Here is a 24,430-nt window from a genome sequence, read left to right on the forward strand (position 1 = left end):
TCTTTGCAAACAAAAACATATTGAACATGAAGTATTTAGATAGAATAGCAGACAGAATGCTCCAACTTCGTCTGGAAGCCTTTGGAGCAGTACAGATTGTTGGACCAAAATGGTGCGGAAAAACCACTACGGCCATGCAGCAGTCAAAGAGCGTAATCAAGATGCAAGATCCAGATAAGCGTGAAGGATATCTGGCGACGGCACGCACCAAACCATCCTTGCTGCTCAAAGGCGAAACACCACGACTGATAGACGAGTGGCAGGTAGCACCAGTTTTATGGGATGCTGTTCGGAATACCGTAGATGAGCGAAACCAGAAAGGTCAGTTTATCTTAACCGGTTCTACAGTCGTCGAAGACAAAAACGGAGAAATCATGCATACGGGTACTGGTCGCATCTCCAAGATGCCCATGTATCCTATGAGCCTTTATGAGTCAAAGGAATCAACAGGCACCATATCTTTACGTTTATTGTTTGATGACCCAGCTTACGATATTGATGGATTTCTGTCAGACATGGCCGTGGAGAAACTGATTTTCGCTGCTTGCCGAGGCGGTTGGCCAGCATCATTGGACGTCACTTCGCAGGAGGCACAATTACTGATAGCACAGGATTACGTAAATGTGATTTGCGATGAAGATATATCGAGGGTAGATGGCGTAAGAAGACAGCCAGCTTTGGCTCGACTCATCATGCGTTCTTATGCCCGGAACATCTGCACCCTCGTCAAGAAATCCAAGATGTTGGCAGACATCACGGTAGAAATGGAGAAAACGTCGATGCCAACATTTGATGATTATGTTTCTGCCCTGCAACGATTGTTTGTCATAGAAGATGTGGAGGCATGGTGTCCGGCAATCCGCTCAGCCGCTGCAATCCGTTCGGGAGCCAAGCGTTGCTTTGTAGATCCTTCCATAGCTGTTGCTGCTTTGGGTATGTCACCAAGAAGTCTGGAATTAGACCTTCGAACCTTTGGTTTCATATTCGAGTGTATGTGCATTCGCGACCTGAAGGTATATTCGCAAGCCTTGGGAGGTAGAGTCTCTTACTATCACGACCGCTATGACCTGGAGGCAGACATCGTGCTTCATCTTGCAGATGGCCGCTATGCCTTGATAGAATGCAAGTTGGGTAGTCGGGAGATAGAAGATGGTGCCAAGCATCTCCTGCAACTACGGGATCTGATTCGTGAGAAGAACAAGACAGAGCATCAGATGCCACTCAGAGAGCCAGACCTGCTGATTGTCATGACAGGAGGCGAAATGGCTTATACCAGGGAAGATGGAGTAAAGGTTATACCTTTGGCTACATTAAAAGACTAAGAAAAGGGCACTCATCCTTACCTCACTTAGGATACCACCGCCCTAACTACCTTTTTTAACATAGTTAGGGCGGACTTATAAGCCGCTAATTCAATAATCAAGCGCCAATACTTTTTTTCAAAATATTGGCGCTTTTTTTTGAAATTTTCCCTTCATATTACTATATTATAAAGGTATAACCAAAAAGAAAGAATAAAATGGCAAATAAAATGTCTTTATGTATCATCAAATACACCTATACTCGATATGTAGGGGTGGATATCGAAAAATATACTCGGGGACTATTCGAGTATGTGAAGGAAGAGTTTGGGGAGTTTCGACCACAAATGTCAGAGCCTGGAACTATACCTGATATGCCAGACTATCTGGACATCGTGCTCTGCAAAAAGGACGGAAGTATCTTCTACGAAATGGATATCCAAAGACGTGCCATCAACATCCCGCATGATTGTCAAATGGATGGATTAGTATTGGAAATCTTTATCCAGAACTGCGATGGCACGAGATACAAAAAAAGACATGCATATCCCAAGCCTTGGTGTAACCATAAAGCTAACGGCAAGTCGGACATGAGAAAACTGAAAATTCATAAAACTATCACCAAAAGGAATCTTAACAATCAAGAAGGCAATGACTCTGAAGGTTGTCTCCCTGAACTTAAGTTTCACAAATTCTTAAGATAACCATCCTATGACATACGAAGATTTCAAGCAATTGGCTGAGCATCCACAGCATCGGGATGTTCCTGCCATCTTCAAGCTCGAAGTTTTAGAAACGGAAGAGCTGGAGGAGAAAAAGCGTTCACATTATCCGAAATATAAGGTGAACACCTATTGTCCGCAAGCCTTCACCACAACTTTGGAGGAGGCTGAGAGACTGATGCACCAGGATGTCCAGTACCGCAAAAAGATGAAGGAGGAAGACGACTATCCGCTGGATACCTTCTGCTATTATATCTCGGAAATTCCAATGGGACTGTTGCACTACGACCGCGAATGTCTTTCTGAAAGAGTGTATGACGGTGAGGGAAAACTGATCGACCGGTCTTACTGCTGTTCGCGTTTCAGCATTTACTATCCCGGAGTCTGCGATTTGCCTGCATACGACCGTCATCCTGACGAGACCTTCCGAGGCAGAAACGCAGAACAGATTAGATTCCAGAAAGGTGACATCGTGGAAGTATATCGTGGCAATGAGGTGAAACTTGCCATCGTTGTCGGTACTCCGCTTACCACCGAATGGATCTGGGAGAGAAACCAGGCTGCCAAGGATAAAAGGGGATTGGATAAACTGCCATACGATGAGACGGATGACAGCTATACCGTGATAGATGGTCCCGGATACGAATACCACGACCACGTTCCGTCGCTGTATGTCTTCGCCCCTCACTATCATGTGCCGCTCTATCTTCAGAGACGATTCAAGGGGTATTTGGAAAAGGCTGAGAAAAAGCAGAAAGAAGAGGAGGAGAAAGACAGGATCTTCCGCCAGGCTCACGATTGCTGCTTCAGCAACAAGGAACAAATAGAGAAGTCTGAAAAGTGCGGTTGCTTCAGCTGCTGCGAAATCTTCTCGCCATCCGAAATCACGGATTACCTCCCTGATGAGCCACCTACAGCCGAATGTCCCTTCTGCCATATCGACTCCGTAATAGGTGATGCCTCCGGCTTCCCTATCACCAAGGATTTCTTGAAGAAAATGAGGAAGAGATATTTCTAGGCGATTTTTCAACGTTTTTCACCGACCTGCCCCCTATCTCATGGGGGCAGTATCAGTTCCCAAAAAGAACATTAAAAAGTGCGATAGCACCGCCCTAACTACCTATTTTTATATAGTTAGGGCGGTGCTATCAGAAAAAAGAAGCAGGATGGAAGACTGGTCCACCCTGCTATTTTTATTAGAATACCTTTACGAAACGGTCGATATCGATAGAAAGGCCTACTGAGAAGGTGCGGCCGGTGGTCATCGCAGAACTCCAATAATAGTTCTTTGGCGTATAACCGAAAAGATTATCTACCGTGAAGTTCAGATTGACGGCATCCAGGAATCGCTGTTGAAGCGTGAACTTCCACAACTGATAACTGCTGTCATGCTTCTTGATGTTCGTATCAGGAGCAGACAGGTATCTGCCTGACAGAGCGGCATTGATGCGATAGAACGAACAGAGCTGGCGATCGTAGTCGAGACGCCAGGTTGCAGAATGCGGACGAGGCTGGGAGAACTGGGAATCTACACTTCTGCCACCTACATGGAGATAACTGTAGTCGAGTTTCACACCGAGTCCCATATCCGAACGGTACTGGGCACTGAAATCGATGCCGCTCACCTCTACTCCATCCTCGTTGCAATAACGCGAAGCCACATGCGGCTGACCGGCACCAGGCTGATAGTCTTCATAATCACCAGTCGTGATGCGCTTATCATACTTATTATAATAGCCCATCAGAGTAAGACTATACTGACCGGTAAAGAAACCGGCATTCTTCACTCTGCCGCTATGCTCCAGCGCCAGGTTGAAGTTATTGCTCTTCTCCGGCTCCAGATCCGGATTGCCATAAATCATCTGCATGCCTGCCATATCAAAGTTCATATACATCTCCTTGAGGGTTGGGGCACGGAATCCGCCGGCATAGTTGGCACGGATGGAGAAACCCTTCCACTTGGTCATCAGAGCCAGACGACCGGTAGTGGCATGCTGGCTGGATGCAGAGAAGTAATCATGACGAAGACTTGCCACGATGTTCAACCACTGCAAAGGATTGTAATCGAACTGGGCGAAGGCATCACATGAATTCTGATTCTTTGATTCATTATCCTCAAACTGATAGGTGGTAAGATAATCGTTCAGGAAATCTGCACCTACCGTCAATGTATTCTTGCCGAAGATATGGGAATAGAGGGCACGGATGGTGTTCTGACGGTTGGTATAATCGTGGTCGTGAGTACGCTCATCATTCTTATACCGAGCCTTGTCATACTGGTCAAAGCCGTAAGAAATCTCCAGATTATCATTCTCCGAAAGATTCATCACGGTCTTCAGTCCGGCAGAATAATCCATGTAATGATCATCATAGTTGCTGCGCTTGCTGATACGATTGAAATAACCGCCACGACCTATCAGTTTTACCTTATCAGAGAGCTTGTAGGTAAGACGCTCCTTCACATTGAAGGTCTCTCCACCATAGATATGAAGGATATTGGATTCAGTATCGAAAAGACTGGTAAGCTGAACCTCATCTGATGTGGTGCGCTGGATGCTGGTCTGCGAATTCCATTTTCCGGCATTGAAGCTGAAGCTTCCACCGTGGCGCCACTCCTTGTTGAAGTCGTTGTAGCGGGTATTGACATTGGCAGTCCAAGGTTCGCTGTTTTCACGGGAGATGATGTTGACAACTCCGGCTACGGCATTGGCACCATAGAGCGCCGAAGCAGCACCCTTTACTATCTCAATACGTCCTACATTATCCAAGTTCAGACGACTATAATCTACATTATCCATGGTTTCACCAGCCAATCGCTCGCCATCTACGAGGAAGAGCACGGCGTTTCCACCGAAACCATTCATATTGAGAGAAGTCTCCTGATTCATGGCATAGCCGAATTCCAGACCCGGCATCTGCTCGGTGAGGAGGTCCTGGATATTGGTAGCATCAGCTATCTTGATATCATTGGCGGTAATCAGACGGGTTACCACAGGAGCATCCTTCAAAGCCTTCGGAGTTCGGGTTGCGGTAACTACCACCTGATCGAGGGCAGTAGCATCCGGTTGAAGGCGAAGCACATGCTGCTCACCTTTTCTCTCATCCGCTTTCAGTACGAAAGTCTGAGTCTGATAGCCCACAAAGCTCACCTTCACTCTCACCGCTCCATCCTTGCTGTAAGGAATGCGGAAATATCCGTCTTCATCAGTTGTTACCCCACTCTTTGCATGCAAAATCTGGACGGTAGCACCCGCCAGAGGTGCGCCCGAATCATCGAGCACCCTACCCACGACATCGCCCTGGGTTTCGGCTTTCAGATTCAGGCACAATCCGCAAAGGATCAGGAATAGTGCGAATATCTTTTGTTTCATCGACAATTACTTCTTTGTTGCATTTGAAGAACAGTTCATGATAAAAGGCATTTTACCATACTGTAAAACAAAAGTAATCTGCATTTTACCATCTTTTATAGTTGCTTTTATAGCAGTTTTAGAAAGACCTTTGCCATTTTCCAATGTTTGATCAAAACTGGTTTCAGGAATAGAATAAGTACCATTTGACTCTGTTACAGCAAGATTCTTCACTGTAATTGAAGGTAAAGCCATAGGTGCAGATCCAAATGCAGGAAGGATGATATTTACATGACTATCATCAACTTTTTCCAACTTAAAAGTTGCATTCTCCAATGGGTCCATATCACCCTGACCTGCCAAAGCAATAGACATTGTTTCACCAACGTAAGTACCAACAACCTGTTCTGCTGTTGCTGAAGAGCCAGCACCATTATTGTCATCATCATCACTGCTGCAAGAGCTGAATGCTACACACATAGAAACCAAAGCCAACATCATGGCCATCATTGTCTTAAACTTTTTCATTTTTCTTTATTTTTCTTTTAGTTACAATAAAAATTATTTTTCTGCTTGAGGGGATTTGCAATCCCCGATTATTTATCTTCCGGAACATAGATGATTTCGCCATTCTCCAGCTGGTAAGCAATGCCTACCTTCTTTCCCTTGTTGCCCGACTTCTTACTCTGGTCTTCTGAAGGGGTATAGCGATTTATCTTCTGTCCATCCTTGGTAATGATTTCCATATTCTCCTTGCCAGGGTTCTTCACCATCGTGAAGTTATCCTTGCTGAACATTTCCGTCATATTATAGCGCGAAACGAGTGCCACCATCAGGGCGAGGGCAAAAACCATCGCCACATCGAAGAGGTTGCTCACTACGCTCATCGGATCATCATCCTCGCCATCATGCGCAAGCCTATTTCTGCGTCTCTGTCTCATAAATTATATATCTTTACTTTTTTACCTTTTTACTTTTTTACCTTTAAAAGCCTTTTTACTTTTCCTCCAAAAGGTCTGCCATAAACTCGAGGTTGCTCATATCCTCGGTGTACCAGCGGTTCTTGGTCTGCTTGGTTACGAAACCGATGGCTGCAGAGAACAAGCCTACTACGGTGGTAGCGAAAGCCACCTGCATGTTGTAAGCCATCGAAGCAATATCACCGGTAGAAAGACCTACCAGGGCAGGACCCATCGGAATCAAGGTACCCATCAAACCGAGCATCGGACCCATCTTCAGGAGTGTAGAAGGAAGAGAAAGATCCTTCTCAACAAACTGGGCATACTGGTCGAGGATGCGGTTCACCTGCGCCTTGCTCTGACGGTTGTCCACGAGTTTCTTCATATAGGAAACGATGACAGCCTGCTTGTTCTTTGGCAAGCGATCGCCCAGGGTATCGATGTTATCGAGTGTCAGGGTGTTCATCTGTTCACGAATCTCCGCACCCGACTTGCGCTTTACAAGATACTGTCCGAAGAAACCTCCAAGGAGCAGCAAGGCTCTGAGAAAGAAGAAAATCAACAAAATAATCACAGGAACCAGCATGCCTGTGGAAATCCAAAACAATACGTCTGATATGTAATTCATCTTTTTTTTATAATGTTAAGTGTTGAATGTTAAATGTTGAGTTGGGGCTTGCGCCTTTACAGTTTCTGGCTAATCTTTTGCATTTTGATGCGATAGTAGCCCCATCCTATTGCCATACCTACGATGACGATGGCGATGACACCGAGAAGCGAGAGGGCATCGAAACTGTTGAAGCCTGCCACCGCTGTCCTGCCATTCACCGTACCGATGATGCCCATCAATCCGAGCAGCACCTCTACCAGGAAAAGCAGTTCCAAGCGGATTGGTCGCTCCGGCAAGAGCCATCTCAAACCGTAGGTGAATACCGGCGTCAAGACCAGCAGCACTACGGCAAGCACCCATGCCACTACCTGGAACGATACGCCGGGAAGCAGGAAGATGGTCATCACCAAAACGCTGAAAAGCACTGGGAAAACCAGCAAACCCGGGAAATACTTCAGGAAGATGAAGAACACCCATTTGCGGCGACTCACATGTTCCGAAGTCTTCAGATCTACGTGGTGCACACAGAAAAGCATCGTGAGTGCCACGTCGATACTCAGCAGCACCGCCATATCGAGCATCAGCTTCTGGTCGGCTATCCAAGCCGCAATCTGCGTCTTCGACTGCTCGATGGCGAATGGCCAGGTCATTCCCACGAAGAAGGCTACGAGCACCGAGATGATCATAATCTCCTTCACTCCGTGGAAGGTCTGCTTCAGCACAAAGCTGAAGCAAACCAATATCATCATTACTAAAACTAATGTCTCCACTTTTTTTTAAATGTTGAATGTTAAATGTTGAATGTTGAATTATTCTTCACTGTTAAGTGTTGAATTATTCTTCACTCATCATTTTGCGACGACGTCGCAAATATACTGCGAGCACAACGAATGCTACGATGACGATGACACCTACTACGATGCCGCTCACCACAGTGGTGGTCTTCTGAGCATCCTCATTCAGCGTCTCCTTCTTCATCACCATACCCTTGTCGCTGCTGTTCTTCGCAGCCTCAGCATCGCGGATCTGCTCTACATTCTGCTGATATTCCTTGGCAGAAGCAGCATCGGTCTTGCTGGCGATATAGTTGCGGAGCTTGGCATTGTCGCAGACGAAACCGGAGCATGAAGGCTTATACTTGTTCACGGTCTCGGTATGAAGCTTGGCAATGTCCTTGAGCTGCTGAGGAGTAGCCTTCCACATTCCCTTGCGGGCACTCTCCATCATCACGGCGGTCATCTCCATCAGCGCAGCCGGATTCTGCTTGTCGAAGAACTCCTTGGTGCCGAGATTGTACTTGTCCTTGACATATACATTATAGATCTCGTCCCACATCTCTTTGTCGATTGCCTTTGGCTTCATCACATTCCAGCCGTAGGTATTGGTTACGATTTCGGCGAATGTGCTGGCACTGCTGGCTCCACCCTTCATCTTCTCCTTGATATAGGCTGGATTGAAGATGGTGGTTCTGCCCTCGATGCCGATAGCCTCCTTCACCTCCTGCATTCTCATATTGCTATGGTTGCGATAGTCGGCGAGATAAGCATCCGGATCCTTTCCGGTTACGTTGCGGACTGCGAGGTTCATACCTCCCATAAACTCATATACGTGGTCGAGACTCAAAGCGCCCCAGGTGTTGCTCTGTCGTGGCTGAACTACCACATCAGTACGGGTCAGCGCTGCCTCGAAAGCAGCCTTGCGAACGGTTTCCCAGTTCTTCTCATCACCGTAGTAGGCACCCATATTATTCATATAGACCTCGGCAATCTGACTCTCCTTATCCCAGCGGTCGCCTGCGGTTACCATCTCCTGGATACCGGTACCATAGTTGCCGTTTACGCCACCAAACACTCGATACATACTTACCTCGCGGGCCTCCTTTGGCGACATACCCTTCTCTACGAGCACTCGTTCCGATTCGGTAACACCGGCTTTCACCAGGTTGTCATACTTATCACCCTTGGCATTTGCCGCCATCTCTATCGCCTTGTTGATGAGGAAGAGACGGGATGCTGCCAGGTCGCGGAGCTGACCGGAAGTCTGAACCACGACATCGATGCGAGGACGGCCCAACTGCTTGGATGGAATGAGACGCAGATCGGTAACACGACCGAAGGCATCTCTTACCGGTTCTACACCGAGCATATAGAGAATCTGAGCGATGGTAGCACCCTCTGTTTCGATAAACTCGCTACTCCAGAGCGTATAGCTTACCTTACGAGGATATTCACCCTTATGTCGCTCGCAATACATCTTGATGGTATTGTCGCAAAGTTCCTTCGCCTTCTCCCAGGCATCCTCCGAAGGTGTATTCTCCACATTGATGGAGAAGAGGTTTCTACCGGTAGGCAGAGTGTTCGGATTCACAATCAGATCACCACCAGGAGATGGAGCGGTAAAGCCGCCATTCAGGGCATTCATCAGAGAAGACATCTCGTTGAGCGGACTCTGACGGAGCGCCTCCGAATACTTGCCCACATTCTGCAAGGCATGCTCTACGGTAGTAATCGCCTGAGCCAGATGAATCTGCTGACGGGTATATTTAGGTGCTTTCGACATCATCATACCCTTATCTTTAGAAGATTTCTGAGATGCTTTGCCCTTGCCGGCTTTCGCCATCTTCGCCTTCTTCAAATCCTCCTGATACCATTTCTGCCCCTTCTTGATGGCTTCCATCATCTTGTCAGGGAAGTGACCGGTCTGCTCCATCTTCTCAAAAGCCTCACGACTCATCTGCGGAATCTTCTTCTTATGAGAAACCTTGGCAGCACGGAGCTCGCTTACCGTACGGTGGTCTACCTTCTTCGGCTTCGCCTCCTTCGCTCCACCCATCTGGTCTGCCATCTGCATCATCATCTGGATAGGATCCGGAGCAGCCTGCATCGCCTCTACCTTACGAGCCATCTGGAGTTCGGCAGGAGTGATTCCTACATAACGGCAGATGTATTCATCAGAAACCGAGGCAGAACCCAGAAGCTGGGTCACGGTATTGCGTGCCTTGCTCAGATAGAGACGGTCGAAAAGCTGCTTGTGCTTCTCCACACCCTCCTGAGCACGACCTTTCAACTTATCTACTGCCAGCATTCCGTAGGCAATAGGATCTGTAGCCATCGCATAGACACTGGTGCGGACATCATCATTATCGTATGGCACACCGAGAGTATAGAGCTTGCCGGTAATCTTCTCGTTTGCCAACTCTTCCGCAAAGTTCTCTACTCTCGCGATTTCATCTGCAGAATAAGGCTTGTTCATCTGCTTGGCATCGAGTCCCAGTTCTCGGGCGATTCCCATCTTCACGGTCAGCGCCTTCACCTTGAGCGACTGTTCGGCAGATGCCTTCTTCTCGTATGACTGGATGGCATCGCTCAACTGCTTATAGGTCTGTCGCAACTCGCTCTCCTTGAAAGGAGGGGTGAGATAGCTCTGGGTCTGGGCATAGGTGCGGCGCTTGGCAATCATCGCCTCGCCCACATTGCCGATGGTATATATATAAAGATGTGGAACCACACCAACCAATCGGTCACTCCAGTCGTTGCTGTCGAGTGCCACCTGCTTTCTAGGGGTATATTCCAGTGAACCATGAGTTCCGAAATGGATGAGTGCATCGGCACTGAAACCATAACGTGCCCAGAGATAAGAGGCAACATAAGTGTAAGGAGGTGCCTGGTCGGTGCCATGCACAATCTTGAAGGAGTCGCCTCCCACACCTGCCATCACCTGTGGAAGCAGAGCCACATTACCGAACTGCAGTCTTGCCACCGCCAACTTACCGTCATCGGTAGCCATATATTTGCCAGGGAAGGAACCATAGAGCTGGTTCATCTCCTTGATCATCTTCTTAGACAAAGCCTTCTGGGTCCATCCGGCAAACTGCTGGGCGGTTACCAAGGCTGGATGTCCAGACTTTAGGAATTGGGTATAGGCTCCCTCCGCATAGGTTCCGAAGACGGCACCCTGAGCCTGGATCATCTTTGCCAGTTCCTGAGGATTGGCAGGCAACTTGCCTACATTGTATCCCTCATTCTTCAAGCGAACCAGGAGATTGTAGAGCGATGGAACCACTTCCATTCCCGAAGCGGTAAGTGCATTCTGACCCGGACCCTTGAAGTAGAAGATGGCGATACGCTTGCTGCTGTTCTTCTTGTTCTTCAGATTCACATAGCCCTGCACGCTCTCCACGAAACTCTCCATTCTGTCAGGGATGCCGTAAACCTCCTGCAAGCCCTCCTTGTTGATGCGCTGACCGAAAACCACGTATGGACGGATGGCACCATCAATCTCCGGAGTCACGATGCTCTGCGACATGAAACCGCCGTTCATTCCCTGCTTGTCGTTCTCCCAATCGGTGGTCAAGCGGTTGATATTAAGAGGTGAGAACAGAGGAATATTCTTCTGCTTCAGGAACTCTACGAAGTAATCGCCCAGTCTGCCATGCGCCATATTCACTACGGCATTCGCCTGAATACTGTCGGCATGATGACCGGCAATAAAGCTCTGCAGCTTGTTGATGCGATACACCATGAATCCCTTCTTCTCAAAAGCCTTCTCCATATCAGGAGCCGCACCCATAAAACCGGTGAGCAAGATGGTAGGAGCACCTTTCTTATATAATCCGTTCTTCGCCAGGAAGGCATTGTACTCACGGATGCTGTTGAAACCCAGTTCATCACCCTTCTCATCTTTCGGGTCGAAATGAGTCAGGAGATAGTTTGGTCGCTCATCCACACGTTCCGGTTCTGGAGCCATGAACTTCTTTCCGTCGATAAACTTGCGGATGTAAGCGAGCATACTGTGATAATTCTTCTTGCTGCCGTTCTCGATGTACTGCATCAGATAATCTGCATCGAAGTTATCTACTGATACGATATTGTTGGCAGGGTTGGTAGCAGCATGAGTCAGGGTCGGCACCTTGTAGGAAGCCTCTTCCAACTGCTTGCGCTGGTTCTCGTCAATTCGGAGTCCCATACCATTCACGATAATCATATCGTAATCATCCAGATGATCGAAATCATCGGTTGTGATCTCACTCAGTTTAATCATCGCATTGTCGTTGGCATGCGAAATCTGTCCCAGCGCAATAGCCTGATAGTTAAGGAAAGCGATGCGGGTAGTACCCACCCAGGCAGAGTAAGCCTTCGCCAAACCTCCCAGAACGATCACGGCCAACAAGGCCAGGAAGATGTGTTTCTTTTTAATCTTTCTGATTTTTCCTAATCCTTTTTTCATATCTATTCCTTTTTTCGGGCTGCAAAGGTAAGACTTATTTAGAAATTGTACAATACCGAGAAATTGTGATTTTCACATTTTTTATACTTAGAATTAGGTATCAGGTTAAACGCATTGATATAGTCTGTACTAATAAATAAGTAGTGTTTTCAGGACTTTTCCTTCCATTTCAGCCCTCAAAAAGAGGAATTATTCCGTCAGAACAGGCATCAAAAAGAGGAATTATTCCGAAATATGCAGAAAGAGCGTAATCACCATTACGGCAATCACGCTCTTTCTACTTATAAACATAAAACATTACGAAGATGAAAGAAAAGCTTAGCAAACCTTCTTCTTGCGCTCACAATAGCGTTCGCATTGGGCACAGATGTCATATCCCAGCATGGCACCCAAGATGAAATCCTCCTCCGGCGTAAGCTGGCACAACGGTTTGGTGATTATCATGCGGATAGCATCCAGACATTCCTTCTTACCAAAGAAGAGATTCAGACGGTCGTTGCCAACCGGCTGGATGATATAATCAATGTTCTGACGCTCTAATCTAGTTATGGCAAAAGACTCATATTTCTTGTTGAAGGTGTAGAGCACCAGGCGGCGCACGCCCTTCTTATATTCATATATATGATTCATCAGAACCTTCAAATCTACTGGTGTTGCGATTTCCTGCTGCATACTATCCGAATTTATCTGTTTTTAAACCAAGAATCAGAGAATTCCATCATTCTCCAATTCTTGAAAAATATTTTTGTAAAATTATAACGCTGGCTTGATGTCCTCGAGCCAGGCATCGATACGCTCCTCTGTCTTGTCGTCCTCGTTCACCTCGTCGAGTGCGAGTCCCAGGAACTTGTCGCCATCAATTGCCTCACTGTCATCATAGGTGTATCCGTCTGTAGAAACGCCAGGCAATACGGTAGCACCAGCCTCAACGGCAACATCATAGAGTTCCTTCATGCCGCCACAGAATGTATCAGGGTAAGACTCGCTGTCGCCACAACCAAACAGGGCCACAGTCTTGCCAGCCAAGCCGGCACTCTTCAATGTCTTCACGCCATCATACCAGTCATCCTGCATCTCGCCGGCACCCCATGTAGAAGTACCGAGAAGAAGATTCTCATGACTTGTGATAGTAGCATCATCGATGTTAGCTACATCTACAGCTTCCACGCCCAACTTAGAGGCGATAGTTTCGGCAATCGACTGGCATGAGCCAGTAGAAGAGCCATAAATTACGATTGTTGTTTTCATTTGTCTATCTTACTTTTAGTTACATTTATTTTCGGGTGCAAAGATACATCCTTTTTCCATCATCTGCAATACCTAAAAATGATGGTTTCGCAGAAATACCTAAATATGGGGATAGATAAAAAGGTTTAGGACGATTCATCCTAAAACTTTCTAAAGTCCTGCGGGTAAGCGTATAGACATTGTGCCTCTATATGCAATGTCATCGCTTTTCTGAATATCTATTGATTTCTGAAAAACAAAAAGGGCATCAAAAATTATTCTGTAAAGTCTACATACTAAGCAAAAATTGCTCTCCCCATTCCACCAAGAGGTCGTAACCAGCAAAAGTCTGATCTGCATCTCTTCAGACATTATTGAATGTTAAACTTAATGAATTTGTAATTTTTATTCTACCATCGAATAGGTATCTATATATCGACAACTACGGAAAACCACAGATAACATCCTATGGAAAACCATAGTTTTGCTTTTCTGTGCAGTAGTTTGTGCTGCAAAAAAAATGAATTTTTACGTTTTGTTTCTAATTTTGTAAGAAATTACAAAACAAAAATACATTTATTATGAGAAAAATCATTCCTTTTATGATGCTTGTAGGTATAATAGCCATGTCGGCATGTGGCAACAAGACAACCGCCAACGCATCGCAGCAAGACTCCGTGGCAGCAACTGACTCTGTGACAACAAACGACTCCGTGGCGACCGACAGCCTTAACACTGCAAAACAGGCTGGCGAGACTACAGAACAGACTGTACAGGCAAAGCCTAATGCCAAGAGCATCGAGGCAGGCGGCACCACCATCACTGTAGGCGCACCACTTGCCGAGACTCTGAAGAAAGCCAAGGGCGTAACATTCGATTATAACGCCGACTTTGGCGTCTCCGCTGTTATCGGCAACGTGATAATAAATATTCCTGACGAGGACATCACCAAGGATGGACTAGACTTCGTGAACGCTATCCTTGCAGACATAGAGCCGAATATCGACTTTAAGATTTCCTACATCAAGCCATCGGCAAAGATAAAGGATTTCGACAAGAATTAATTTATCTACGAACCAACATAAAAGTTTTAAGATACAACAATCAAAAGCGCAGGCCATTTCTCGTCTGCGTTTTTTTACAAACAAATAAACACTCGGAATTATGAGAACCAGAAGAACAAGAACATTGCTTGCCATGCTGTCATTGGTACTATTGGCAGTGCAGACTGCGACTGCGCGAACGTACAATGCCAAGGAAATATACAACTATTTTGAGGAGGCGAAGAAATTGGCGGACAACGGTAAGGACATTGTGGGGATACCGGTGTATTTTAGCAGCACCGATTCAAATGCGAAATACCGCTATGACCAGACAAACAACTGTGTGGTGATAGAAAACAAAAGTGGTAAATATGTACATAATGCCTCCATCATTTGTCCCGACACACGATTTGCCTGCAGTTTTTCTATTGATGGAGAGAAGGAAAACGAATATGTGTTAACCCAGAGTGAGATAAGTATTGATGAGAAGGGCGGACTTCCTATAAACTGGACCAATGAAACAAACTCACCGCTGCAAAACGACATAACACTCAAATTGGGCATGCCCTCAAATGCATGGATAAAGATTTACAGCATCACCATCGGTGAAGATGTGAAGCCTCAGTTTGAGTGGAGCAAAAACAGCTTGACCGCCGTCCTTGGTGAGGAAACAGCCTTTCCAGAGATGCAGTACGATGCGAATTGGTTTTATGACTATAAGGGGCTCAAGACAAAATACACGAGTAGCAATGAGAACGTGGCAAGAATCGATGCCGACGGAAAAGTAGTTGCCCTGTCATACGGCACGACAACCATCACTGCCGCAGTGGAGCGTACGGAGAATCATCCTGCCGCCACCGCATCATACACTCTCAATGTAGTGCCTTTTACCATTACGGGCAGCGTGGAGGACATCACTCTCACCGAGCCGAACACTCTGCGTGACAAACTCATCGATATAGAGACGACAGCCATCGGTTCGCTGACGCTGCACGGCAAGATGGGCAGCGATGACATTGATGTGCTGCACAGCAATGCCAGGTTCAAAAAACTGCAAGTGCTTGACATCAGCGATGTCAAGCTTGTGGCAGACGAGGGACTTTACAGCACCATTGCAACAAGAGAGGGTAGCGACATTGGTCTCGGAAGTACGACATACAAGTATTATCTCAGCGAGCGTGAGGAGGTGATTAAAAATTCTTCATCGACAGGGCTTGGTGGCGGAAACACGGTGTATAGCAACTACACTATGGACCTCGGCGGCGCATTCTACGGAATGCCAATCAAGCAGCTCAGTCTGCCACAAGGCATGACGCGCATAGGTGACCGCATCTGCTGGTGTTGCGCAAATCTTATAGAAGTGAAAAATGTCGCAACGGCTGATGCTGTGGAGGATAAAGCCTTCTACGGTTGCGAGAACCTGCGCTTCTGTAGCATTTCACAGCCTGCTTCTGTGGGAGAAGGAGCTTTCAGCGGAACGAAGGTGACAGACATCGACCTCAGTAAGGCTACCGTGATAGGCTACCAGGCCTTCTATAAAAGCTGGATTTCAAAGGCCGACCTATCAAGCCTCACAGAGGTGGCACGGGAAGCTTTCTACGATTGTGGAAACCTGAAGGAGGTGACTTTCGGAAACGGTCTGACCTGCATCCGCCAATGGGCTTTCTGCAAGAGCGGCATCACTTCATTGACATTGCCAGAAAGTCTCACTACTGTTGAAGAGGGAGCGTTCTCCAACTCGGAAGTGGCGACCATCAATGTGCCGTCATCTCTTGTGCATATAGGAGGATATATGTTGGACGGTACTCCATGGATGCAATCGCAGGAGGCGGTGGACAATGTGATCTATCTTGGCAGCATCGCCCTGAGCGGTGAGGCTTCGGTGCGTTACGGCGTAAAACAGTCGGCCGACATTCGTTTCCGTGAGGGAACGACCACCATCGCCGATGACTTCATTTCTACCTATATAGAAAACAGTTCATCTGCTGTAAAATATACAAAAGACGTAAAATCCGTAGAATTCCCTAATTCCGTGAAATGGATTGGCGACAATGCGTTCTCGTTTTGCACAAACATGGAGTTTACGCTGCCAAAATCCGTGGAACACATTGGGGAAAGTGCATTCAGCAGCAACTCTAAGGTTTTGAGACTTACCCTCCCGGCTACTTTGAAGCACGTGGGGAGCAGAGCTTTTAGAGACAACACCTCGCTCATGCACCTCACCTTCAACGCTGTCGATGCAGAATGTGGAAGTGCACTCTTCTGGGGGTGCACGTCTCTTGAGAAAGTAACCTTTGCTGCGAGCATAAGCAACATTCCTAAATCTTGTTTCGAAAGTTGTAGCAGCCTTTCGCGAGTGGAGTTTGCCGAGAATGCGTCTGTCGGAACACGCGCAAACGAAGCATCAACCAACATAACAAATAAGCCACTGGAATTCCGTGCTTATTGTTTCTCTGGCTGTACCAAGCTCAAGAAAATCGATTTCCCTGCACGCACAGACTCAATAGGTGACTGTGCTTTCTACGGATGCGCTTTGACAGAACTGGATCTCACAAAGGGTGGACGCCATATTGGAGACTATGCATTTCGTAGCTGTCCTATCCAGACCTTACTGATGGGGCCATCGCTCGAAGGCATCGACGATAAAGCATTCTATGATAACAACGCCATGAAATCAATCTATGCCTATCGCTCCACTCCACCGGAGATAACAAATGGCGGTTATCAATTTGCCAAGCTTGCCTCCACAGCCATGGTCTATACATTCACAGATTTACTCTATGTCTATGATGCCGATGCCGTGTGGACGAAATTCACCATAACAGAAATGGACGACGAGCATAAGGGGCTTGTGAGCGGCATCAAGCGCATTACGGCAGATGACACCCACACCGATGTGATATACGACCTGCAAGGGCGCCGCGTGAAGTCACCGACGCATGGCATATATATCATCAATGGTCGTAAGGTGCTGAAATAACTGAATTGACAGACGCATAGCACTACAGAGAAAGGCAGCAGACTATATGACGAGTCTGTTGCCTTTTTTCATCCATTTCTACCGAATACCACTGCATACAACCTATGGTTTTCCGTAGGAAAGCGGTCATGTTTGCAGAAAAACTTTACTCCCAACTTTTTTAACCATAAAAAAAACGTCACTTCAGATTATTTTTCATATCTTTGCACGTACAACCATTCATCACAAAAGTAAATGAAGCAAATGATACATCATAGACAATACACTATTTTCACATATATTGTCCTTCTTCTATCCACTATCGCTTTTTTTTCCGCTTGCCATCAGGACAAGGGCAAGGACGAGAAGCTAGCGTATTCCTTGCTCCAGGAAGCCGCCAATCATAATGCCGCAGGTGAGAAGGAAAAGGTCATCCACCTCATCGACAGCGCACTCCAAATGGACTGCGCCGACACCACTCGCAGTTGGCTTACCAGCGAGAAGATGACCGCATACACAGACTTGGGAAAAATGAGAGAGGCCATTACCATCGGCAAGGAAGGCATCCCATTTGCCGAAAAGATAAAAGACTACGATGGCATGCTTGCCATGTGTGGAGCAATGGGCATCTGCTATCGCAAGATAGGCGAACTGGACTCCTCGCTCACCTATTATAAAAAGGGTATCCAAAAAGCCATCGAAAGCAAGAACACAGAATACGAAATCTATCTCTACAACTGTATCTCCGTGCTTTTCAATGAGCAGAAGAGATACCCAGAAGCCATTGAGTACTCCGACAAGGCGGAATCGAAAGCCATCGCTACCAACGACACCATCGAACGCCTGTCTGCCCATATCAACAAAGGGGCCATTCTGATGCGACAAGGAGAATACCAGAAATGCGTCAACACCCTCATCCCTATATGGTATTTGGTAAAGCAAGCTAACTACAACGTATTGACACTCAAATACCTTTCCCCATTGCTCAAATCCTATTTGGTGCTTGGCGAGACCGACTCCATCGCCCCCTATATGACATACGCCAATGAAGCCAGTCGCAACTTGGCATCTACGAGCAATGGTGTGCTGGGCATACTGGAAATCAAGGCAGACTTACTGGGGCAACAGAAGAAATACGCCGAGCAATGGGTACTTCTAGACAGCATCACCCGCTTGTCGGGCACCAATCAGACGATGCCCAAGGACAAACTCCTCGCCACGAAAGCCAAGTGCCTTCACAATATGGGAAAATCCGCTCAAGCATATCAAACCATGCACGAGGCTTACCTACAGAGCGACTCCCTCAAACAAAGCGACATCAACAAGCAACTGAGCGAGTTCAATGTCAAGTACAAGACCTTGGAGAAAGAGATGCAAATAGAGAAGATGAACCACGAGCAGAGTTTGCTCTACATTCGTATTCTATGGCTCATCTTGGTGCTCATTGCGCTACTGATTGCCCTCCTCGTCATCCTATACCGCAAGAAACTGGACAAACAGCGTGCCGAATTATCAGAGAAGACCTCCTACATCAACGGTGTGGAGAACGAACGCAAGCGTCTTGCCAAGGAATTGCACGATGGCGTGTGCAACGACATCCTGGCAGTAAACATTATGATGCAAACCAACAAAGAGGAAGCTGAAAAATTGCTCAAGAACGTGGGACATAATGTACGCCGCCTGTCACATGAACTGATACCACCAAGATTTGACAACACATCGCTCACAGAGTTGATAGAAATCTATTGCCAGTCGGTGACTGCCGAAGATGGAACCATCGTCAAGCCATTCATCAGCACCTCTTTCAAGAAACAGAACGTCCCTAGCGACAAAGCTCTTGAAATCTATCGCATCATCCAGGAATGCGTATCCAACGCCATCAAGTATGGTTACAGCAAGATGATCAGCGTCGTACTTGATACCATCGGGTCCCAAGGTGTCATATCTGTCACCAACGACTTGTCGCCCCTTCATCCCATCACTCAAAGCAAATTAGGCATCGGGAAAGACACCTTGAAGTTGAGAACCGAAGCGCTGCAAGCTGAGCTACAGGTAAGAAATACGGACGAAGAGTATCAAGTAGAAATAAAGTATCAACTATAGCAATGAGCTTTGGCTCACAATAGGCTGCATTCAACTAGTATCATTATGGAAAAAAGCAAAAGTATCCTCATCATTGACGACCATCCTATCGTATTGGCTGGTTTGCAAACACTCATCTCGCAAGATGGTCTATACACCAAGATACGGTGTGCTTCCAATCTCCAGTCTGCCAAGGAAATCATCGAGAGAGAGAACATAGATACCATCATCATCGACTTGGAACTAAGCAATGAAAATGGATTGGTTCTCATCAAGTTGCTCCATCATGAGCATCCCAAGACAAAGATTGTGGTGTATACGATGCACCAAGAAATATGGACCATACGACAACTGATGAGCGAAGACGCAGATGCCATCGTATTGAAAGGAGACAACCCACAAGAGTTGCTCACAGCCCTGCACAAGATAGAGGACGGAAAAGGGTATTACAGCCAACAGTTTGTCAGGCTCATCAACCAGCAGAATACTAGACAAGCCAACCTATCCAGCAGAGAAATGGAAGTTTTGGAATATATTACCGATGGACATTCCACCAATGCCATCGCCCAAGAGCTGAACATCAGCACCAACACCGTTGAGTTTCATCGCCACAACTTGATGCACAAGTTACAAGTCGGCAATGTGGCGCAGATGGTGAAAAAAGCGATGCAGATGGGGTTGGAATTCATTAAGCATTGATCATTCAAAAAAGGTATGGCCTTCCATTCTATCTAGCTATAGTGGAAGTCATACCTTTTTTGATTGTCAAGCCTCAGGCTTTTTTCTGAGAGCATTGCAAGACCTGCGGCAGCAGGATGACGTGTAACGGCTGTTCCAATTGCGGAACATGTGACAAATGATCAACATTGGTAGATTACAAGTTCCCTCGGGAGGTTGATAATTTTCAACCTCTCGAACCATATCTTCATTGAAGAGCCTTGGTGGCGCTTCACGTGGCTATTAATGATATAATAGTCAGCCTGATATTCGTCCATCAAATCAGAAAAGGCAGCCTTGATACGCGAACATTTCTCATTGATAGCATTATCAAGAGGGTTCGTCAGGCGACGCACTGTTTCTGTGATTTTTTCAAGGTCGATTCTGTTGCCGGTTTTTCGGTAGAGAGAGAGCAGTTCCTCACGATGATCCACCAGATTCTTGAACTCTATTCCTTCCGGATGATTCAGAAAAAGGAGATAGAGAGCCTTGTGGATTGGACTGAGCTGCACCTCCTTGTTGCCATAGTCAGGGAGCAAGAAGCGGTAATCTTCCGTAATGACCAAAGGGCTGAGAGTTGCCCTTGCCGCCTCAATACGGAGTTGTTCCAATACGGGCACACTGATGGCTTTCAGCAAAAGGTCTGTCCTTCCTTCTGCCAAAAGCTGGGTGGAAAGCTGCTTTACCAGAGCGGCCTTCTCCTCTACTGTCATATTTCTTGTCTCTTCTTGCATATTGGTTGCATAAATACAAAAAGAATGGGAAATTTCGTTTCACTCCTTGGAAAAATTATCTTTTGCAAGGCTTGCATTTATTTTTTCATAGGTAATCTGACTCTTTATATGTATCTTTGTGGTCAAAATTGAAAATTAAAATGATGAAAGAAGATTGGACACCTATAGATTTCGGACAGACAGAAGACACCACCAAGAACATCATCAAGGTGATTGGTGTGGGTGGTGGCGGATGTAATGCCGTTAAGAATATGTACTCAGAAGGTATTGTAAATGTGAGCTTTGCCGTTTGCAATACGGATAGCCAGTCGCTATCCAAATCACCAGTGCCTGTAAAAATCATGCTCGGAAAGAGCGGTTTGGGAGCAGGTGCTAATCCTGAAGTGGGAAGAAGCGAAGCACAGAATACCCAGGAAGACATCAAGCGACTCTTGGATGACGGAACCAAGATGGCATTCGTTACAGCCGGCATGGGTGGCGGTACCGGCACAGGAGCAGCACCCGTCATCGCAGGCATCGCCAAAAGCATGGGCATCTTGACGGTGGGTATCATCACCATTCCATTTTATTTTGAAAAGCGAAAGAAAATCGTCAAGGCTTTACAAGGTGTAGAAGAAATGCGCAAGAACGTGGACGCCTTGCTCATCGTCAACAACGAACGGCTTTGCGATGTATATGCCGATTCTGAAATTACCGTAAAGGATGCCTTCAAACTGGCAGACAAGGTACTGAGCGATGCCACCAAGAGCATCTCTGAGCTGATTACCGTAGAAGGAACCATCAATCTCGACTTCCGTGACATCGAGACCACCATCAAGAGTGGCGGCGGTGCCATCATGGCGATGGGCAGGGCCAGCGGAGAAGGCAGAGTTCAGAATGCCATTCTCAATGCCTTGGATTCCCCATTACTCTATGGTAGCGACATCAGCAATGCACAGCGCATCCTCTTCAACATCTATACCTCCAGCAAGCACCCTATTTTCGTAAGGGAAATGCGAGAGATAGATGCCTTCTTCGATGAATTGAATCCAGACATCAAGGTTATCTGGGGTCTTTCAGATGATGACAGTCTGGATGAGGATGCCAAAGTAACCATCCTGGCAACAGGTCTCAACAACGAACTGGCAGATGAAATTCAGGACAATCCAGTCACAACCACAAAGGATGAAGATGATTACCAGAGAATTATCGACAAGCTTTATCATCCGATACGTGACGACTTCCAATCACGGGGAAAAGAAGATTCCCCAAAAGAGGATATTCCTACAGAGTCCTCAAACACAGAATCTACAGACATCCCTGATGATGAGCAGCCCCCACTCATCCCCGATGCTCCGACAGAAGAATCTCCAGTCACAGAAGAAGAGCCCCCAAAGCCTGTCATTCAGCAAAAGCCACCAACCTTGGCGAAGAGGATAAGAGACAGACTGAAGAAAATAGCTGAAGATTTAGACATCATTACGGAAGATGAATAGCTTTTTGCTGATGCAAAAACACACTCTGCGAAGAAAAAGTGGCAATATTGCCACTTTTTCTTCGCAGAGATATGATTTATCGGCTATATCTTGCCGATAAAGTATAAAAAAGCATAATTGCGGCAGAATATAATATACTATATTTTGCCGCAATCGTTATTTTTTTGTATTTTTGCACAAAATGTCAAAGATAAGATAATAATAGGAAAGGAAGAAAATATGATCATAGGAAGAAAAGAAGAAATAGCAGAACTTGATAAGTTGTACCATAGCGACCGCCCCGAATTCGTAGCAATATATGGACGTCGCCGTGTAGGAAAGACATTCCTTATCAAACAAGCGCTGAAAGATCGAATCACCTTTCAGCATACAGGCGTGTCTCCAGTTGACCAGGATAACGACAGAAACAGACTGAAAACTCAACTGGAAAGTTTCTATTATGCCCTTCTCAACCAAGGATTGGAAGGTTATAAGATGCCCAAGTCCTGGATGGAAGCGTTCTTCTTGCTTGAACAGTTGCTACAAGACCAAGACAATGGCGAACGTCAAGTCATCTTCATCGATGAACTTCCATGGATGGATACCCCTCGTTCCGGATTTCTCCCAGCCTTCGAGAACTTTTGGAATGGTTGGTGTAGTGGTAGAGACAATATCATGCTTGTGGTTTGCGGTAGTGCTACTTCCTGGATTCTCAGCAATCTATCAAGAAGCAAAGGAGGACTCTACGGACGCTTGACAGCAGAAATCAAACTCTCGCCCTTCACTCTGAAAGAATGCGAAGAGTATTTCGAGCATGCTAACATCCAAATGAGTCAATACGACATTCTGCAAAGCTATATGGTCTTTGGAGGAATACCTTATTATATGGGGTACTTCCAGAAAGGGTTAAGCTTCGAGCAAAATGCAGATAAGATTCTTTTTGGCAATAGACCTAGACTGAAAGATGAGTTTAACAGGCTTTTTGCTGCTATCTTCAACAATCCGGAAGATAGCAAGAAAGTGGTACGTTTATTGGCTACCCGCCATTCCGGTTTCACTCGTGAAGAAATCAGTCAAGCCACAGGTCTCCCTTTGGGAGGAGGTTTGTCTAACACCCTGGCAGCATTGGCAGAAAGTGATTTCATCACCAGCTATTCGCCATACGGGATGCCCCAAAGTACAACATGCTATAAACTGATAGACAACTTCTGTCTCTTTTGGCAGAAATACGTAGAACCCCATGGAAAAGAAACCAGTTTTGTAAGCGACAACATGACTTCTGATGTATTAAAAGCATGGCATGGAGTGGCCTTCGAAGAAGTTTGCTGGCAACATTTCCAGCAAATCAAGCAGGCACTTGGAGTTGCTGGCGTAAAAACCTCGCTATCTGCATGGAGCGTGAAAGGAACAGAGGAGAAAGAAGGAGCCCAAATTGATCTTCTGATTATCAGAAACGACAATGTGGTAAACTTATGCGAGATGAAGTTTGCCAGCGCCCCTTATATCATCAGCAAAGAAGAGGAGCAGCGCTTGCGCCATCGCATAGAGGCCTTAAAAGCAACGCTTTCTCCCAAGCAGTCCATTCATCTCACGATGATTACAACCTACGGGGTAGCGTATGGCAAGCATAGCGGAATTGTTCAAAAGGAAGTTAAAATGGAGGATTTGTTTAAATAAAACAAGCGTAGAATCCTGCTGGCAGTGATGCCAGCAGGATTCTGCGCTTTTTGGATGCAGCAGCATATATATAGATTTCAAAAGAGTAAGCTAAAGAAAGAACTCAAAAGTTTAATTCAATAAAAAAAAGAAAAAAACTTTGGAAGTTATAATCTTTTGCACTATATTTGCACACATATAATTAAAATGTAAGTAATATGAGTACAACAATAAAAACAAAATCTTCCGCCTCTATAAGAATAGATACGGATTTGCTCGAAGGAATTTGTCAAGGACTACGTGAAGTAAAAATGATAAAGGAGGGTAAATTGAAAGCAAAATCCGCAGACGAACTTTTCGATGAGCTATAATATTGAAACAACTCCTCAT

General features: G+C 46.2%; 19 protein-coding genes. 10 read left to right on the forward strand and 9 right to left on the reverse strand.

The window, feature by feature from the left end:
- Positions 1–26 precede the first annotated feature (26 nt).
- The 3 genes from F7D47_RS04975 (at position 27) to F7D47_RS14875 (ending at position 3,041) form a co-directional block, all read left to right on the forward strand.
- On the forward strand, positions 27–1,322 hold the full coding sequence (locus F7D47_RS04975) for an ATP-binding protein (protein WP_153084978.1): 1,296 nt from the start codon (positions 27–29) through the stop codon (positions 1,320–1,322).
- A gap of 197 nt (positions 1,323–1,519) precedes the next feature.
- Entirely contained in the window at positions 1,520–2,005 is a 486-nt protein-coding gene (locus tag F7D47_RS04980; RefSeq protein ID WP_228113416.1) for a hypothetical protein, read from the forward strand.
- 7 nt (positions 2,006–2,012) lie between these two features.
- Positions 2,013–3,041 (forward strand): hypothetical protein, encoded by a 1,029-nt coding sequence (locus F7D47_RS14875; RefSeq protein WP_228113417.1) that lies wholly within the window; start codon positions 2,013–2,015, stop codon positions 3,039–3,041.
- Between the two features lie 178 nt (positions 3,042–3,219).
- Here the strand turns inward: F7D47_RS14875 and F7D47_RS04995 are convergent, their stop codons facing one another.
- From F7D47_RS04995 to fldA, 8 genes are all read right to left on the reverse strand, one after another.
- On the reverse strand, positions 3,220–5,394 hold the full coding sequence (locus F7D47_RS04995) for a TonB-dependent receptor (RefSeq protein ID WP_153084979.1): 2,175 nt from the start codon (positions 5,392–5,394) through the stop codon (positions 3,220–3,222).
- A 6-nt stretch (positions 5,395–5,400) separates the two neighbouring features.
- The gene (locus tag F7D47_RS05000; RefSeq protein WP_153084980.1) at positions 5,401–5,901 is read right to left on the reverse strand and encodes a calycin-like domain-containing protein; all 501 of its coding nucleotides are present in this window, start codon (positions 5,899–5,901) and stop codon (positions 5,401–5,403) included.
- Positions 5,902–5,969: 68 nt separating this feature from the next.
- Entirely contained in the window at positions 5,970–6,314 is a 345-nt protein-coding gene (locus tag F7D47_RS05005; protein ID WP_022120346.1) for a DUF2149 domain-containing protein, read from the reverse strand.
- Positions 6,315–6,369: 55 nt separating this feature from the next.
- Positions 6,370–6,960 (reverse strand): MotA/TolQ/ExbB proton channel family protein, encoded by a 591-nt coding sequence (locus F7D47_RS05010; RefSeq protein WP_022120345.1) that lies wholly within the window; start codon positions 6,958–6,960, stop codon positions 6,370–6,372.
- A gap of 56 nt (positions 6,961–7,016) precedes the next feature.
- The gene (locus tag F7D47_RS05015; RefSeq protein ID WP_228113418.1) at positions 7,017–7,712 is read right to left on the reverse strand and encodes a hypothetical protein; all 696 of its coding nucleotides are present in this window, start codon (positions 7,710–7,712) and stop codon (positions 7,017–7,019) included.
- Positions 7,713–7,776: 64 nt separating this feature from the next.
- Positions 7,777–12,138: a cobaltochelatase subunit CobN gene (locus F7D47_RS05020; RefSeq protein ID WP_437181632.1), complete on the reverse strand. Its 4,362-nt coding sequence runs from the start codon at positions 12,136–12,138 to the stop codon at positions 7,777–7,779.
- A 348-nt stretch (positions 12,139–12,486) separates the two neighbouring features.
- Complete coding sequence (locus F7D47_RS05025) at positions 12,487–12,840, reverse strand: DUF2023 family protein (protein WP_022120342.1); 354 nt, start codon at positions 12,838–12,840, stop codon at positions 12,487–12,489.
- A gap of 81 nt (positions 12,841–12,921) precedes the next feature.
- On the reverse strand, positions 12,922–13,416 hold the full coding sequence (gene fldA / locus F7D47_RS05030) for a flavodoxin FldA (RefSeq protein ID WP_153084982.1): 495 nt from the start codon (positions 13,414–13,416) through the stop codon (positions 12,922–12,924).
- A 560-nt stretch (positions 13,417–13,976) separates the two neighbouring features.
- Here fldA and F7D47_RS05035 point away from each other — a divergent pair.
- The 4 genes from F7D47_RS05035 (at position 13,977) to F7D47_RS05050 (ending at position 20,178) form a co-directional block, all read left to right on the forward strand.
- Positions 13,977–14,459 (forward strand): hypothetical protein, encoded by a 483-nt coding sequence (locus F7D47_RS05035; RefSeq protein WP_153084983.1) that lies wholly within the window; start codon positions 13,977–13,979, stop codon positions 14,457–14,459.
- A gap of 100 nt (positions 14,460–14,559) precedes the next feature.
- A complete protein-coding gene (locus F7D47_RS05040) occupies positions 14,560–17,418 on the forward strand; it encodes a leucine-rich repeat protein (RefSeq protein WP_153084984.1) in 2,859 nt (952 codons plus the stop codon).
- A gap of 234 nt (positions 17,419–17,652) precedes the next feature.
- A complete protein-coding gene (locus tag F7D47_RS05045) occupies positions 17,653–19,500 on the forward strand; it encodes an ATP-binding protein (protein WP_153084985.1) in 1,848 nt (615 codons plus the stop codon).
- A 45-nt stretch (positions 19,501–19,545) separates the two neighbouring features.
- Positions 19,546–20,178, forward strand: coding sequence for a response regulator (locus tag F7D47_RS05050; RefSeq protein WP_153084986.1), 633 nt, complete (start codon positions 19,546–19,548; stop codon positions 20,176–20,178).
- Positions 20,179–20,339: 161 nt separating this feature from the next.
- Here the strand turns inward: F7D47_RS05050 and F7D47_RS05055 are convergent, their stop codons facing one another.
- Positions 20,340–20,909 carry a hypothetical protein gene (locus F7D47_RS05055; protein ID WP_228113419.1) on the reverse strand — a complete coding sequence of 190 codons (570 nt, stop codon included), beginning with the start codon at positions 20,907–20,909 and terminating at the stop codon, positions 20,340–20,342.
- Positions 20,910–21,070: 161 nt separating this feature from the next.
- On the opposite strand from F7D47_RS05055, the gene ftsZ reads away from it, so the two are divergent.
- From ftsZ to F7D47_RS14715, 3 genes are all read left to right on the forward strand, one after another.
- A complete protein-coding gene (ftsZ, locus tag F7D47_RS05060; protein WP_153084988.1) occupies positions 21,071–22,405 on the forward strand; it encodes a cell division protein FtsZ in 1,335 nt (444 codons plus the stop codon).
- A 219-nt stretch (positions 22,406–22,624) separates the two neighbouring features.
- A complete protein-coding gene (locus F7D47_RS05065; protein ID WP_153084535.1) occupies positions 22,625–24,061 on the forward strand; it encodes an AAA family ATPase in 1,437 nt (478 codons plus the stop codon).
- Positions 24,062–24,258: 197 nt separating this feature from the next.
- On the forward strand, positions 24,259–24,411 hold the full coding sequence (locus F7D47_RS14715; RefSeq protein ID WP_194252632.1) for a hypothetical protein: 153 nt from the start codon (positions 24,259–24,261) through the stop codon (positions 24,409–24,411).
- Positions 24,412–24,430 lie beyond the last annotated feature (19 nt).

The sequence above is a fragment of the Segatella copri genome, assembly GCF_009494835.1.
In the GTDB taxonomy this organism is placed as follows: domain Bacteria; phylum Bacteroidota; class Bacteroidia; order Bacteroidales; family Bacteroidaceae; genus Prevotella; species Prevotella copri_F.

What these genes read in the sequence shown, in the direction of transcription:
- F7D47_RS05055 (WP_228113419.1), bottom strand. Translation starts at nt 20,909, where the DNA reads ATGACAGTAGAGGAGAAGGCCGCTCTGGTAAAGCAGCTTTCCACCCAG.
- F7D47_RS04975 (WP_153084978.1), top strand. Translation starts at nt 27, where the DNA reads ATGAAGTATTTAGATAGAATAGCAGACAGAATGCTCCAACTTCGTCTG.
- fldA (WP_153084982.1), bottom strand. Translation starts at nt 13,416, where the DNA reads ATGAAAACAACAATCGTAATTTATGGCTCTTCTACTGGCTCATGCCAG.
- F7D47_RS05040 (WP_153084984.1), top strand. Translation starts at nt 14,560, where the DNA reads ATGAGAACCAGAAGAACAAGAACATTGCTTGCCATGCTGTCATTGGTA.
- F7D47_RS14715 (WP_194252632.1), top strand. Translation starts at nt 24,259, where the DNA reads ATGAGTACAACAATAAAAACAAAATCTTCCGCCTCTATAAGAATAGAT.
- F7D47_RS05000 (WP_153084980.1), bottom strand. Translation starts at nt 5,901, where the DNA reads ATGAAAAAGTTTAAGACAATGATGGCCATGATGTTGGCTTTGGTTTCT.
- ftsZ (WP_153084988.1), top strand. Translation starts at nt 21,071, where the DNA reads ATGATGAAAGAAGATTGGACACCTATAGATTTCGGACAGACAGAAGAC.
- F7D47_RS05065 (WP_153084535.1), top strand. Translation starts at nt 22,625, where the DNA reads ATGATCATAGGAAGAAAAGAAGAAATAGCAGAACTTGATAAGTTGTAC.
- F7D47_RS04980 (WP_228113416.1), top strand. Translation starts at nt 1,520, where the DNA reads ATGGCAAATAAAATGTCTTTATGTATCATCAAATACACCTATACTCGA.
- F7D47_RS05005 (WP_022120346.1), bottom strand. Translation starts at nt 6,314, where the DNA reads ATGAGACAGAGACGCAGAAATAGGCTTGCGCATGATGGCGAGGATGAT.
- F7D47_RS14875 (WP_228113417.1), top strand. Translation starts at nt 2,013, where the DNA reads ATGACATACGAAGATTTCAAGCAATTGGCTGAGCATCCACAGCATCGG.
- F7D47_RS05025 (WP_022120342.1), bottom strand. Translation starts at nt 12,840, where the DNA reads ATGCAGCAGGAAATCGCAACACCAGTAGATTTGAAGGTTCTGATGAAT.
- F7D47_RS05050 (WP_153084986.1), top strand. Translation starts at nt 19,546, where the DNA reads ATGGAAAAAAGCAAAAGTATCCTCATCATTGACGACCATCCTATCGTA.
- F7D47_RS05035 (WP_153084983.1), top strand. Translation starts at nt 13,977, where the DNA reads ATGAGAAAAATCATTCCTTTTATGATGCTTGTAGGTATAATAGCCATG.
- F7D47_RS04995 (WP_153084979.1), bottom strand. Translation starts at nt 5,394, where the DNA reads ATGAAACAAAAGATATTCGCACTATTCCTGATCCTTTGCGGATTGTGC.
- F7D47_RS05045 (WP_153084985.1), top strand. Translation starts at nt 17,653, where the DNA reads ATGAAGCAAATGATACATCATAGACAATACACTATTTTCACATATATT.
- F7D47_RS05010 (WP_022120345.1), bottom strand. Translation starts at nt 6,960, where the DNA reads ATGAATTACATATCAGACGTATTGTTTTGGATTTCCACAGGCATGCTG.